This is a genomic window from Rhizobium sp. IBUN, assembly GCF_000510625.1.
GTDB classification, from domain to species: Bacteria; Pseudomonadota; Alphaproteobacteria; order Rhizobiales; family Rhizobiaceae; genus Rhizobium; species Rhizobium altiplani.
On the sequence record NZ_AZNV01000005.1, the window covers coordinates 16,974 to 29,213 of the forward strand.

Here is a 12,240-nt window from a genome sequence, read left to right on the forward strand (position 1 = left end):
CCCAAAGTATCGGGGACACCTTGGTACAATAGCGCCTCGAGGAAATCGGCGCGATGGTTGCGGAGAACGCAGGGCGTAAGCGCCTTCGTTTCCGGCACGGCCGGCATCAGCGCATCAATTTCGAAACAAGCCGACCTGCCCCCACGGCAGGCGAATGGCTCTTTGCATCAAAACGGAGGCATCCATGAGTGTGCAGAAGACAGTGGTGGTAACCGGTGCCTCGCAAGGGATCGGAGCCGGCATCGTGCAGACCTTCCTCGACAAGGGCTACAACGTCGTGGGAACCTCGAGACGCATCAGCGAGACGACGCCATTCGACCGCGCCGACCGTCTGGAACTCGTCGACGGCGACGTCAGCGATCCCGACACCGCCGAACGGGTCGCGCAGCGGGCAATCGACCGCTTCGGATCCGTCGACGCCCTCGTCAACAACGCCGGAATCTTTTTTACGAAGCCCTTCCTAGAATACACGGTCGACGATTTCCGGAAGCTCTCCGCGACCAACGTGGAAGGCTTCATCCTTTTCACCAATCACGCGATCAGGCAGATGCTTCGCCAGAAGTCTGGCGGAAGCATCGTCACCATCACGTCGTCCCTTACGGATCACCCGATCGCGGGCGTGAACGCGTCATTGCCGATGATCACAAAGGGTGGACTCAACGCGATTACCAAAAGCCTCGCGCTGGAATTTGCGGCAGACAATATTCGCGTCAACGCAGTGTCTCCAGGCGTCGTCGACACGCCGCTTCATGCGTCCAACCCCAAGGACTTTTTGAAATCGCTGTCGCCGATGGGAACGATCACCGCGGTGCAGGAGATCGTCGACGGTGTCGTCTATCTGACGGAGTCCGCAAATATCACCGGGGAGGTGCTGCACGTCGACAACGGCGCACATCTCGGCAAATGGTAGCCCGCGGCCCAGAAGCGCGACTGGAGGAACTGGCCATTGCCTTGCCTCCTCCGCCCACCCCATTCGGCGCCTACGTCGAAGCTGTCCAGTGCGACACCCTGTTGTTCCTCAGCGGCATGTTGCCAGTGGTTGGACACGATCCGGTTTATCATGGGCGCGTCGGCGAGGAATTGTCTGTCCTCGAAGGTTATGACGCGGCGCGGACGGCCTGCCTCAGCGGTCTTGCCGCTGCCAAGGCGCAGCTCGGATCGCTGGATCTCATTCGTCGCATCGCCAAGCTCGGCGTCTACATCGCTACGCCGGGAGATTTCCGTGAACATCCGAAGGTCGCCGACGGCGCTTCGGAACTGCTGCTCAATGTCTTCGGAGCGGATCGGGTCCCACCGCGTATCGTCCTCGGCGTCGCCAGCATACCACTCGGCATGCCGGTCGAAGTCGAACTCGTTTTCGAGATCGAGCCCTAGCAAACCTTTCTCTTCCAATCTGAACGATGGAGTAAGTCATGAAGATCAAGCCAACGGATGCGAGGAACGTCGTCATTGTCTCGTCGAAGTTTCTGACGGCCACCGCCCTTCTGATGCTGCCCGCCCTTGCGCTTTCCGGCCAGGCGGGCGTCGCCGAAAAGACGGCCCGTCCGGCGGGCGAGCAAGCTCAGCCTGCAAGCGAGCAGACACAGATCAAGGTCGACAAGAGAACCCCGGCGTACTGGCGGGTGACCTTCGACAACCCGCCCTTCAACATCTTCGGGCCGGAGACCATTCCGCAGATGGAGAAGGTCGTCGCCGAGATCGAGTCGGATCCCGATTTGCGCGTCATTGTCTTCGACAGTGCGGTGCCGGGCTTTTTCCTGACCCACTACAACTTCACGCCCAAGCTTTCCGAATCCACCAGCCTGCCATCAGGGACGACGGGACTTCATCCGCTTCCGGACATGCTGGTTCGCATCAGCAAGGCGCCAGTGGTGTCCATCGCACTGATACGCGGACGCGCAACGGGGGTCGGTAGCGAACTTGCGCTGGCCAGCGACATGCGCTTTGCGAGCCGGGAGAAGGCAATCCTTTCCCAATGGGAGGTCGGCGCAGGCTTCGTACCCGGTGGTGGTCCTATGGCCCGGCTTCCCCGTCTGATGGGCCGGGGCCGAGCGCTTGAGGTTCTGCTCGGCTCCGACGACATCAATGGCGATCTCGCCGAGGAGTATGGTTACGTCAACCGGTCGTTCCCCGACGACAAGCTTGACCCGTTCGTAGACGCCCTCGCCACTCGCATCTCCGGCTTCGACCGGCAGGCGATTGCCGACACCAAGCGTCTCGTCGACTATGCAAGCCTGCCGTCCAACCCCGAGATCGGCGCCGGGTGGGACGCGTTCATCACCTCCGTACAGCGCCCGGTCGCACAGAAGAACATTGGCAAGCTGATGGACATGGGCCTGCAGACCAATCCGGACATCGAGGCCAGACTTGGCCACTACACAGGGACTTTGGCCGACAAATAGGTAAACAAGTGTCCGTACAGTCCATGGCAAATCGCACGGACACCTCACATGATTCGTGCGAGCACGGGCAAACAACACTAGGAAGCGTGCGCCGCTTCCTCGACGAGATAAAGTCGGCCTCCACGTCGAGGCGATACGCCCATCACGCGCTTGAAAGCGGTGCTGAAGGCCGCCTCGGAACCATATCCGACTGAGGCCGCAACCCTGGCGATAGAACTGCCCTCCTGGCGAAGCGCGCGTTCGGCCTGGAGCATTCGCCATTCAGTCAGATAGTTGAGCGGCGGGCGTCCGGTCACATTACGAAAGTGAACCGCGAAAGCCGTCCGAGACATTCCCGCCGCACGGGCGAGTTCAGGAAGCGTCCAGGAACGGGCAATGTCGCCGTGCATGAGGTTGAGCGCTGGGGCGAGTTTTGGATCGCAGGCGGCGCGAAGCCAGCCGGGACGAACCTGGTCTCCTGATGAAAGGTGCCGACGTAGGATCTGGATGAGCAGCAAATGGGCTAGACTTGAACACGCCATTTCGGCCCCTGGAGCGTCGCCTGCCGCCTCTTCGACGAGTTCGCCGATCAAAGCTCCAAGTCGGCTCGCTCCACTTTCGGCCGCCGGAAGATGAACAAAATCCGGCAGGCTTTCGATCATCAGGCGTCCGCCGGCATGGTGTGTATCGATATGACCTCCGAGAAACAGGAAGTCGTCGCCCTGCCCGACTGGAATGATGGACTTCCCGGCGCCCCTGAAGATCTCGGCCGCCGGCTGCGGAGCAAGCGCCAGATCGCTCGCGACCACAAACCCGACGTCACGCGTCAAGATGAAGATGTCGCCGGCCTCGAGCCGGAATCTTGCGACTGTGCCGTCAAGGGCAAGGAAACAGTGCCCGCGACCGACAACGAAGAACTTGATCTTGCGCGGTGGTTCGAAACGGATGGCCCAGTCGCCGCCACCAATAAAGCCGCCGGCATAGATCGTACGAGCGTCAAAGACCTTGAGGGTATGTGATAGCGGATCGCGTGTCATTTTGAACTTTGGCGAAAGAAACTGGAACTTCTGAATATTCAAAGTACGGCAATCGGAGAGCATATCCAAGGGCGAACAGTCACCGAAAGGAACTCACCAAATGCCTACGACGCAGACGCCACTCGGATCCGGCTTCCATGCCTCCAGCACGACGCTCGACATCATCGCCGGTATCGACCTCACCGGAAAGTTGGTGATCGTGACAGGCGGCTATGCGGGCCTTGGGCTAGAAGCCGCGCGGACGCTGGCGTCGGCTGGAGCCCGGGTGATCGTGCCGGCTCGGGACGTAGATCGCGCGCCACGTGCTATCGCGGAGACTGGTGGCGGGATCGAAGTCCGGCCGATGGACCTCACCGATCCAGCCTCGATCGACGCCTTTAGCTGTGACATCGTCCGGTCGGGGCTTCCGTTGCACATTCTCCTCAACAGCGCGGGCATCATGGCGCTGCCGGAACTGAGCCGCGACTCCCGAGGCAACGAGCTGCAGTTCTCGACCAACCACCTCGGTCATTTTCAGCTCACGCTCCGCCTGTGGCCTGCATTGGTTCGAGCTAGAGGCGCGCGCGTCGTTTCGGTCTCCTCAATGGGTCACCGCTTTTCCGACATCGTCTGGGACGACTTCAATTTCGAGCGCCGCCCATATGATGGCTGGAGCGCGTACGGACAGTCGAAGACAGCCAACATCCTCTTTGCTGTCGAACTTGATCGCCGAGGGCGCGACTTCGGGATCCGCGCGTTCTCGTTACACCCCGGCGGTATCGTGACTGGTCTGGCGAAGCACATCTCGACCGAACGCCTGAAGGAAATGGGAAATCTCGACGAGAAGGGTGTGCCTGTCATCGATCCTGACAGGGACATGAAATCGATTCCGCAAGGTGCGGCAACCCATGTTTGGTGCGCAGTCAGCCCTCAGCTCGCCGGCCTCGGGGGCGTGTTCTGCGCGAATTCGGACATAGCGCTTCTCGAGGACGGGTCCATCGTCACCTTGCTCGATGGGCGGGACCGGCGAACGTCGAAAGTCGCGCCTTATGCGGTAGATCCTGCTTCTGCTGAGCGCCTCTGGATGATGAGCGAGAGGGAAACCGACACTCAATTGTCGATTTGAACCGTCTTACTCCTCCCGTTCCTCACCCGCTGGATGCCAGAGTCAATGGGGGCGTTGGCGGCGACACCATTGGATAATGGACGGTCCCCCGAGGCGAGCGCATCGTGGGCCTGGTCGCGGGAAGTTCCCCGCGGCAATTTTACCGAGGGATGACAAGATGACCATTCAGGAGCGTAGCACGACCGCGACAAAGACAGTGAAGGATGCCGACATGAAACTGGAGGTCGTCGTGATCCCAGTTTCGGACGTCGACCGTGCCAAGGCATTCTATACGGGACTTGGATGGCGTCTCGACGCCGACGTGCCCGGCAAGGACGGCTTCCGCGTCGTTCAAGTCACGCCGCCGGGATCTCCCTGCTCGGTGATCTTCGGATCGAACGTCACATCCGCGGCGCCGGGTTCCGCTCAGGGACTGCATCTTATCGTATCGGACATTGAGATGGCTCACGCGGCACTGGCCTCACATGGTGCTGAAATGAGCGGGGTCTTCCACGACGTCGGCGGCGTCTTCCACCACAAGAACACCGATGGACGGCTGCCCGGCCCACACCCTTCGCGCGCCAGCTATGGATCGTTCGCATCCTTTAGCGACCCGGACGGCAACGGATGGCTCCTCCAGGAGATTACGACGAGGCTACCGGGTCGAAAAGAGGCCAACGGCGCGACGTTCACCTCCGGTAGCGATATGGCAGCAGCCCTTCGGCGCGCTGCGGCTGCCCATGGCGAGCATGAGAAGCGAAACGGGGGCAAGCATGACGATGACTGGCCCGATTGGTACGCCGCATACATGCTTGCCGAGCAAGCAGGGGCCGATCTTCCGGATTGACACGATCAAACTGCGCGCTTGCCGCCCCCAAGCGGACCAGGTGCCCTTGGCGGCGGCGAGCTTTCGATATTCCGCGGTCGGCAGCCCGCCCCATCCCTAGTTGTCGAAGTCCACTTCTTCGATCACCACGTAAGTGGATTCGAGCGGCTTGTTGAGGACCTCGAGCAGCATCTGGCTCACGCCCGCAATGAGGCGGGCCTTCTAACCGACTGGCGGCCCGGCGCAGTTCCTTCGCGAGTAACCTGCACGTTTACAATAGTCATCGTTTGGTACCTTCCAATTGTCCGTCTGCCTTCAGAAGCCCAGCGCCGACAGGTGCTGCTCGAGCGCGTCGACGTGTGCATACCCCGAGCCAACCCTGGCCAGCCTGGCATCCTTCCTGACGAAAAGTGTCGGGAAGCTCGAAACGCTCATTGCTCGGGCGGTGGCGAAGTCGTTCGCCGCTTCCGCGATCGTGCTGCCTCGCTTCCACGTCTCCAGGAACTCTTCAGCAGTTGTGGGATGGCCCAAAGTCGTCAGGGCACTGATACCAACGTTTGCGAGGACGACGCCATCGGTGGTATCAAGCGCGTCGACGTAGAAGGCATGCTGAAACGCCCTGAAGACCTTGAGAAGGTTGGCTTCCGGACGCAGGATGCGAGCGGCGACGACCGCGCGGCAAATCGGTTCGGTATCGTAGACGAACCCTTGTCTCGCCAGCAGCCCTTCACGATTGAACGGAAGACCGCTTGCCTCTTCGACCCTAACCCAGTGATGCAGCCTGAATTGCTTTCCGGCATCGTCGAGAACGTCGGTCGCGCCGGCGCGGAGACCGCCAAGTATGATTTGCAGAGAGGCTTCCGGGCGCCGTTCGAGCAGCAGTTCCATTTCCTTTCCGAACCCATAGCACCACGAGCACATCGGGTCTGCGGCCAGTACCAGTTCCATCGTTGTTCCAATCGTTATCGTCTGGGAGGCCTGACGCTCTTGCGTCAGGCCGTTCGGTCCGAAGGCGTGTTACCAGCGACCGGCGTTCTGACCGCCGTCCACGTGCAGGATCTCGCCGGTCACAAAGCTGGCGTTCTCGAGGTAGAGAACGGCGTCCACGATGTCGCTGATCGCGCCCATGTGGCCGACCGGGTGCAGGGCCGAAAGGAACTCGTGCGTTTCAGGGGCGTGCATGGGGGTCTTGATGATGCCGGGCGACACGGCGTTCACCCGAACCCCGGTCTTGGCATACTCAAGCGCGAGTCCCTTGGTGACGGCATTCAGGCCGCCTTTCGTCAGCGAAGCAAGGGCCGCCGGGACGCCAGCGATCGGCTGGTTGACGAGGCTTGTGGTGATCGAGACGATGTGACCGGATCCCTGCTTCAGCATCTCCTTTGCGGCGCGCTGCGTGATATGGAAGAAGCCAGCGACGTTCACGGCGAAGTTGAGATCGTAGTCTTCCTGCGTGAAGTCGACGAACGGCTTGGCTGTGAATACGCCGGCGTTGTTGACGAGAGTGTCGATGCGGCCGAAGCGCTCGATGGCTTCGCGAACGACGCGTTCAGCGGTCTCGACCTTCGAAATGTCGCCGGCGACAGCGTGAACGCCGGCATCGGAACCAGCTTTGATGGAACGCGAGGTGGCTACGACGTTGTAGCCCTTTTCCCGGTATCCGCGGACGAGGCCTTCGCCGATGCCTTGGGACGCGCCGGTGATGATGGCTACCTTCTGATGACTGCTCATGATTGCATCCTTTCGATTGCGACGGCCGATCCATCGGTCCGTCCAACGCCAGTGGCGTCGGTGCAATTGATTTAGATGCTCGCCAGCTTCGGGAGAATTGGCGACAGAAGGAGGATACTCATCCGCCAAACGGCATAATCACCATATGCTTCCTGCCGCCCGGAGATCCGTCGGAGCTCACTCCGAAGATGGGGAGCGGCGCCGCATGTCGGCTTCGCGGCAGTCGTAACACCCGGCCTGCGCTTGCGAGGAGAGTCAAGGCCAACGGCGATCTCTGCTATATGTCGTAACTTCTGCGTGTAAAGGCGAACCTGTTGTTGTCGATGTCGGCGTCAGACGAGACGCACACGTGCTTGTTGCAGGCCCTCGACACAATCCGGAACATGGGTGCCCGCGGCTGGGAATTTCGTGCCGCGACCGACTTAGCTCGTTTCTTAGCGGCTGAGGGTCGCATAAGCGATGCGGAAGCGCTGCTTCAGCCGATCTTGGATAAGTTTGACGAAGCGCTTGATACCGAAGACCTCAAGATTGCGGGCGGCGTTTTGCCATGAACGAAAGTCTGCTGTGTCCGCCCGTCACGAACCTAAGAGAGGGCATATCGCGGCCGGACAGCATTTTCAGGAAGGATCGGCGGTGGTGAAGATCCTGCAGAACCAAAACAGAACGCTGCCGCCCCTTTGCGGTAAACCTTCCCAATCAGTTGGCAAGTCTCGGCTGCCTGGCTAAGGACAGCAAGCAGGAACCCGAAGGCTGAGGAAATGCTCGGCTCCGCGTTCTCGTTTTTGGCCTTGCGCCCAAGCGGGATAGGGCTAGGTTCGCTACGAACAGCTGCTCGGCTGATTTCTTGTAAACATTCGTAGGAGGTTCGTTATGGAATATCGTCGTCTCGGCAAATCGGGCCTGAAAGTCAGCGAATTCTCCTTCGGATCATGGGTCACCTTTGGCAAGCAGGTTGATGGCGGCGATGCGGTCAGCCTAATGAAGCTCGCTTATGACAGGGGGGTGAACTTCTTCGACAATGCCGAAGGCTACGAGAGTGGAAAATCCGAACTTGTGATGGGCGAAGCGCTCAAGACGCTCGGCTGGAGCCGCGATAGCTTCATCGTCTCCAGCAAGGTGTTCTGGGGCGGGGAGAAGCCGACGCAACGCGGGCTGTCGCGCAAGCACGTAACCGATGCTGCCCACGCCGCGCTCAAGCGGCTGCAGGTAGAATACCTGGACCTCTATTTCTGCCACCGGCCGGATCTCGATACGCCGATCGAGGAGACCGTTCGGGCGATGCACGATCTCGTGGCGCAGGGGAAGATCCTTTACTGGGGAACCTCGGAATGGTCGGCGCAGCAGTTAACCGAGGCTTACGCCGTCGCGCGGGATCTTCGCATCACGCCGCCGACGATGGAGCAACCCCAATACAACATCTTCGAGCGCCAAAAGGTGGAAGCCGATTATCGGCCGCTCTACGACCTTCTCGGTCTCGGAACCACGATCTGGTCGCCGCTTGCATCAGGCGTCCTCACCGGCAAATATAACGACGGCGTGCCGGCTGACAGCCGAATGAACCTTCCCGGATACGAGTGGCTGAAGGAGAAGCTATCGAGCGACGCTGGCCGCGCCCAGATCGCGAAAGTCCGCGATTTGGCGAAGCTCGCAGACGAGATCGGGATCTCGATCACGCACCTTGCTCTGCTGTGGTGTCTGGCCAACAAGAATGTCTCAACTGTGATCCTTGGCGCGTCGCGCACGAGTCAATTGGAGGACAATCTTGCGGCCCTTTCGCATAGGGACAAGTTGACTTCCGACGTGCTCGATCGGATCGATGCAATTACCGGAAACAAGCCGGCGGCGGCGCAGCGGTTCTAGCTGCGAGGATCCACAGGCAGCAACGTGTGACGTACTTCTTTTCGTTCGCCTTTAGGACGGCTTAAGATTGAGCCGACATCGGCGCTAGTGAACCTGCCCGGCAGGTGGCGATTTCGTCAGACCATCCGGACGATCGGGAACATAATAGATCCGGTCCATCCAGGAAATTCCGACTTCTTCGGCCGCATCAATGAGGGCCAGCTTTGCATCGTCTGCCGGGAGCAACCCTTCCATAACTGCCGCGCAAACGGCAAGCGCACGCTCAAACGCCGGCCCAAAGGTTACCGGCCACTTGTCAGCTAGTAATGCGGAAGCTTCGCCAGTTCCTTTGATATCGATGGGTTGCGGAAAGTCAGGCAGCCAGATTTCCAGACCAAAGGTCCAATCGCTCGTTGAAAGCATGTGCGTGCTCCTCCCCTGAGTCGCTACGGGCAAAGACTCCTATCGGATCGCGGCGCTTTCATGGTCTCGAACGGTCCATGGCGTGTCGCCCGGACGATTTTACGACACTCTTGAAATTAGACCGCCAATCATGATGTCTACTTTGGATCCCAGCGGCCCGGCCCTAGAGCTTGCCACCGCAGCCTCACCAGTGTCGTTACGTGCGTCGTTTACGGTAACATACTTCACTGCGCTGTTGGTTTCAGGCACCATCAACCCGGCATCCGCCCCGCTAAAGCGCCCCTTCATGCAACACGCGGGACCGTTAACTCGACCTTTGAGCGCGTGAAAGACGGCATGGCACTGCGATGGCTCGTAAACCAATCCCGAAGATCGTGACCGGCAGGTTCGGAGGCATGGAATGGCAGACGACCAGGAAACATCAGCCCAAGCTCCTGAATTGGAGGCGACGGACTCCATTCCCCCGCAGTATGATTGCGGCCCCCTCAAGCTAAGTGGCAGCAGCAACGCGTTGTACGAACGTCATCTTCTGTTCGACAACGTGCGGGCATCGAGCGAGATAGGAAACCGCGAGCGGTATGAGGCAGTCGCACGGTCCGTTCGGGATATTCTTTCCCAGCGCTGGGAAAAGACAGAAGAGGTCTATGATCGCGAGAACCCCAAGCGGGTCTATTATCTCTCGATGGAGTTCTTGATCGGTCGTTCCCTTAACAACAACGTTGTCAACCTGGGGCTAGGCCCTCTTGCGGATCGCTTCTTTCAAAGACATCAGCTGGACGAATTGGCCTTGCTTTCCGAAGAGCCCGACGCCGGGCTCGGCAATGGTGGCCTTGGACGCTTGGCAGCATGCTTTCTCGAGTCCATGGCGACGATGCAATTGCCTGGAATGGGCTATGGCTTGCGCTACGAGTACGGGATATTCAAACAGTCGATTGTCGATGGCTGGCAACGCGAACAACCGGACAATTGGTTGCGCAGGCCTGATCCCTGGGAAGTTGCCCGACCTCACTTGGCCGTGCCGGTCGAGCTTGGATGTTCGTTCGAAGTGCGCGGGGGAAGCCTGAGAGCGATCGCCGGCGTGCCTTCAAGCTTGCTCGGAATCCCTTACGACAGGCCTGTCGTCGGCTACGGCGGAAAAACGATAAACACGTTGCGGCTATGGGCTTCCGCAACTCCCCACGTATTCGATTTCCAGGAATTCAGCGCAGGTGACTTTGTTGGCGCGCTGGCCGAACGGCTGACAGCGGAAACCGTGACACGTGTTCTTTATCCGGACGATTCCACCAGCATGGGACAGGGCCTTCGCTTCGTGCAGGAATATTTCCTTGTAGCGTGCTCATTGGCCGACCTGGTTCGACGCTTCCAAAAAAGCAACAGTAGTTGGGATGATCTGCCGACGAAGGTGGCTATCCAGCTCAATGACACCCATCCGAGTCTCGCCGTCGCGGAGCTCATGCACATCCTCCTGGATACGGCAAAACTTGACTGGGAGCGTTCATGGGACCTCACGAAAAGGACCCTTGCCTACACAAACCACACCCTCCTCCCGGAAGCGCTGGAAAAGTGGCCGGTGCGCTGGTTTGAGTTGATGCTTCCTCGGCACTTGGAAATCATCCTGGAAATCGATCGCCGCTTGCGGGAAGAGGTGCAAACTCGCTGGCCGGGCGACAATGGCCGCATCGAGCGCATAGCCATTGTCGAGCAAGGCGATCACCTGGTGCGGATGGCTCACCTCGCAATAGCCGGCTCCCACAGCACGAACGGTGTCGCGGAGATACACTCGAAGCTGCTCCGAAACGTCACCGTGAGCGACCTCGCAGAACTCTATCCTGACCGTTTCAACAACAAGACAAACGGCGTCACGCCACGCCGTTGGCTATTGCTGTCAAATCCGGGTCTTGCCGAATGCATCTCCGAAGCTATCGGCGACCGCTGGATAGCGAACGCGACGGACCTCGAACGTCTGAGGTCGCTTGCCGATGACAGCGGGTTCATTTCCGCCGTCCAAACCGCAAAACGCAAGGCCAAAGTCCGTTTTGCCGATTGGCTCAAGGCGCAGGCGGGTGTTCTGGTTGATCCTGACACGATTTTCGATAGCCAGGTGAAGCGCATCCACGAATACAAGCGACAGCTCCTGAATGGGCTGCGAGTCGTCGCCCTGTACCATCGGCTGCGGCAGAATCCTAGTCTCGATATGCCGCCACGCACGTTCTTCTTTGCAGGAAAGGCGGCTCCCGCCTACCACGCTGCCAAACTGATTGTAAAGTTCTTGAACAATCTTGCCGCCACGATCGACGGCGATCCGTTGGTGCGGGGTCGCCTTCGGCTACTATTCCTGCCCGACTACTGCGTGTCACTCGCCGAGCAGCTCATTCCTGCCAGCGACGTATCCAACCAGATATCAATGGCGGGATACGAGGCAAGCGGCACGAGCAACATGAAGTTCATGATGAACGGGGCGTTGACCATCGGCACGCGTGACGGCGCAACGATCGAAATGGCCGAGGCCGCGGGCGAAGAAAATTTCTTCCTGTTTGGGCTGACCGCAGACCAAGTTGCAAACAGCCGCTGCTGGTATAGCCCCGGCTGGCACTATGAGAACGAGCCAGAGATACGCGCTGTCCTCGACCTGATCTTCTCAGGCGAATTCTCGCGAAATGAGCCGGCAGTCACGGACGCGCTGCGCAACATACTTCTGGTCGGCGGCGATACTTACATGCATTTGGCCGATTTCACCTCCTACATGGATGCAGATTCCAATCTTCAATCACTCTATCGGAAACCGGAAGCTTGGAGCCGCAAGGCGATCCTGAACATCGCGGCTTCAGGAAGGTTCTCGAGCGATCGCACGATCGCCGAATATGCCCGCGACATCTGGGAGGTAGCTCCATGTCCGTTGCCATCGGCTTAGTCTCATGA

Annotated in this window: 12 protein-coding genes and 1 pseudogene; 8 read left to right on the plus strand and 5 right to left on the minus strand. The window is 59.5% G+C overall.

The window, feature by feature from the left end; all coding sequences use genetic code 11:
* The first annotated feature begins 184 nt into the window (after window positions 1–184).
* Genes RHIBUN_RS0106815 through RHIBUN_RS0106825 form a run of 3 tightly spaced genes read left to right on the plus strand, consistent with a single transcriptional unit; the run spans window position 185 to window position 2,402 of the window.
* Window positions 185–910 (plus strand): SDR family oxidoreductase, encoded by a 726-nt coding sequence (locus tag RHIBUN_RS0106815; protein ID WP_025658976.1) that lies wholly within the window; start codon window positions 185–187, stop codon window positions 908–910.
* Window positions 904–1,374: a RidA family protein gene (locus tag RHIBUN_RS0106820; protein WP_025658977.1), complete on the plus strand. Its 471-nt coding sequence runs from the start codon at window positions 904–906 to the stop codon at window positions 1,372–1,374. Before RHIBUN_RS0106815 ends, RHIBUN_RS0106820 begins: the two co-directional genes overlap by 7 nt.
* A 38-nt stretch (window positions 1,375–1,412) precedes the next feature.
* Window positions 1,413–2,402, plus strand: a complete 990-nt coding sequence (locus RHIBUN_RS0106825; protein ID WP_025658978.1) for an enoyl-CoA hydratase/isomerase family protein — start codon at window positions 1,413–1,415, stop codon at window positions 2,400–2,402.
* Between the two features lie 77 nt (window positions 2,403–2,479).
* Here RHIBUN_RS0106825 and RHIBUN_RS0106830 read toward each other — a convergent pair whose 3' ends face one another.
* Window positions 2,480–3,418 carry an AraC family transcriptional regulator gene (locus RHIBUN_RS0106830; RefSeq protein WP_025658979.1) on the minus strand — a complete coding sequence of 313 codons (939 nt, stop codon included), beginning with the start codon at window positions 3,416–3,418 and terminating at the stop codon, window positions 2,480–2,482.
* A 100-nt stretch (window positions 3,419–3,518) separates the two neighbouring features.
* Here RHIBUN_RS0106830 and RHIBUN_RS0106835 point away from each other — a divergent pair, with 100 nt between their 5' ends.
* Together RHIBUN_RS0106835 and RHIBUN_RS0106840 are read left to right on the plus strand one after the other, a co-directional pair.
* The gene (locus RHIBUN_RS0106835; protein WP_025658980.1) at window positions 3,519–4,523 is read left to right on the plus strand and encodes an SDR family NAD(P)-dependent oxidoreductase; all 1,005 of its coding nucleotides are present in this window, start codon (window positions 3,519–3,521) and stop codon (window positions 4,521–4,523) included.
* A gap of 157 nt (window positions 4,524–4,680) precedes the next feature.
* On the plus strand, window positions 4,681–5,349 hold the full coding sequence (locus tag RHIBUN_RS0106840; protein ID WP_025658981.1) for a VOC family protein: 669 nt from the start codon (window positions 4,681–4,683) through the stop codon (window positions 5,347–5,349).
* Between the two features lie 96 nt (window positions 5,350–5,445).
* Here RHIBUN_RS0106840 and RHIBUN_RS33145 read toward each other — a convergent pair.
* The 3 genes and pseudogenes from RHIBUN_RS33145 to RHIBUN_RS0106855 form a co-directional block, all read right to left on the minus strand.
* Window positions 5,446–5,612, minus strand: a pseudogene (locus tag RHIBUN_RS33145) (tautomerase family protein).
* A gap of 31 nt (window positions 5,613–5,643) precedes the next feature.
* Window positions 5,644–6,276: a DsbA family protein gene (locus RHIBUN_RS0106850; protein WP_025658982.1), complete on the minus strand. Its 633-nt coding sequence runs from the start codon at window positions 6,274–6,276 to the stop codon at window positions 5,644–5,646.
* A gap of 69 nt (window positions 6,277–6,345) precedes the next feature.
* On the minus strand, window positions 6,346–7,059 hold the full coding sequence (locus RHIBUN_RS0106855) for an SDR family oxidoreductase (RefSeq protein ID WP_025658983.1): 714 nt from the start codon (window positions 7,057–7,059) through the stop codon (window positions 6,346–6,348).
* 314 nt (window positions 7,060–7,373) lie between these two features.
* Between RHIBUN_RS0106855 and RHIBUN_RS0106860 the strand changes: the two genes are divergently transcribed.
* Both RHIBUN_RS0106860 and RHIBUN_RS0106865 read left to right on the plus strand, forming a co-directional pair.
* The gene (locus tag RHIBUN_RS0106860; protein WP_025658984.1) at window positions 7,374–7,610 is read left to right on the plus strand and encodes a hypothetical protein; all 237 of its coding nucleotides are present in this window, start codon (window positions 7,374–7,376) and stop codon (window positions 7,608–7,610) included.
* 319 nt (window positions 7,611–7,929) lie between these two features.
* Entirely contained in the window at window positions 7,930–8,919 is a 990-nt protein-coding gene (locus tag RHIBUN_RS0106865; RefSeq protein ID WP_025658985.1) for an aldo/keto reductase, read from the plus strand.
* 84 nt (window positions 8,920–9,003) lie between these two features.
* Here RHIBUN_RS0106865 and RHIBUN_RS0106870 read toward each other — a convergent pair whose 3' ends face one another.
* Window positions 9,004–9,321, minus strand: a complete 318-nt coding sequence (locus RHIBUN_RS0106870) for a DUF982 domain-containing protein (protein WP_025658986.1) — start codon at window positions 9,319–9,321, stop codon at window positions 9,004–9,006.
* Between the two features lie 400 nt (window positions 9,322–9,721).
* Here RHIBUN_RS0106870 and RHIBUN_RS0106875 point away from each other — a divergent pair, with 400 nt between their 5' ends.
* Window positions 9,722–12,232: a glycogen/starch/alpha-glucan phosphorylase gene (locus RHIBUN_RS0106875; protein WP_025658987.1), complete on the plus strand. Its 2,511-nt coding sequence runs from the start codon at window positions 9,722–9,724 to the stop codon at window positions 12,230–12,232.
* The last annotated feature ends 8 nt before the right edge of the window (window positions 12,233–12,240 follow it).

Coding starts and splice junctions, on each gene's coding strand:
- RHIBUN_RS0106820 (WP_025658977.1), top strand. CDS start 904: ATGGTAGCCCGCGGCCCAGAAGCGCGACTGGAGGAACTGGCCATTGCC.
- RHIBUN_RS0106850 (WP_025658982.1), bottom strand. CDS start 6,276: ATGGAACTGGTACTGGCCGCAGACCCGATGTGCTCGTGGTGCTATGGG.
- RHIBUN_RS0106835 (WP_025658980.1), top strand. CDS start 3,519: ATGCCTACGACGCAGACGCCACTCGGATCCGGCTTCCATGCCTCCAGC.
- RHIBUN_RS0106825 (WP_025658978.1), top strand. CDS start 1,413: ATGAAGATCAAGCCAACGGATGCGAGGAACGTCGTCATTGTCTCGTCG.
- RHIBUN_RS0106855 (WP_025658983.1), bottom strand. CDS start 7,059: ATGAGCAGTCATCAGAAGGTAGCCATCATCACCGGCGCGTCCCAAGGC.
- RHIBUN_RS0106865 (WP_025658985.1), top strand. CDS start 7,930: ATGGAATATCGTCGTCTCGGCAAATCGGGCCTGAAAGTCAGCGAATTC.
- RHIBUN_RS0106830 (WP_025658979.1), bottom strand. CDS start 3,418: ATGACACGCGATCCGCTATCACATACCCTCAAGGTCTTTGACGCTCGT.
- RHIBUN_RS0106815 (WP_025658976.1), top strand. CDS start 185: ATGAGTGTGCAGAAGACAGTGGTGGTAACCGGTGCCTCGCAAGGGATC.
- RHIBUN_RS0106840 (WP_025658981.1), top strand. CDS start 4,681: ATGACCATTCAGGAGCGTAGCACGACCGCGACAAAGACAGTGAAGGAT.
- RHIBUN_RS0106870 (WP_025658986.1), bottom strand. CDS start 9,321: ATGCTTTCAACGAGCGATTGGACCTTTGGTCTGGAAATCTGGCTGCCT.
- RHIBUN_RS0106875 (WP_025658987.1), top strand. CDS start 9,722: ATGGCAGACGACCAGGAAACATCAGCCCAAGCTCCTGAATTGGAGGCG.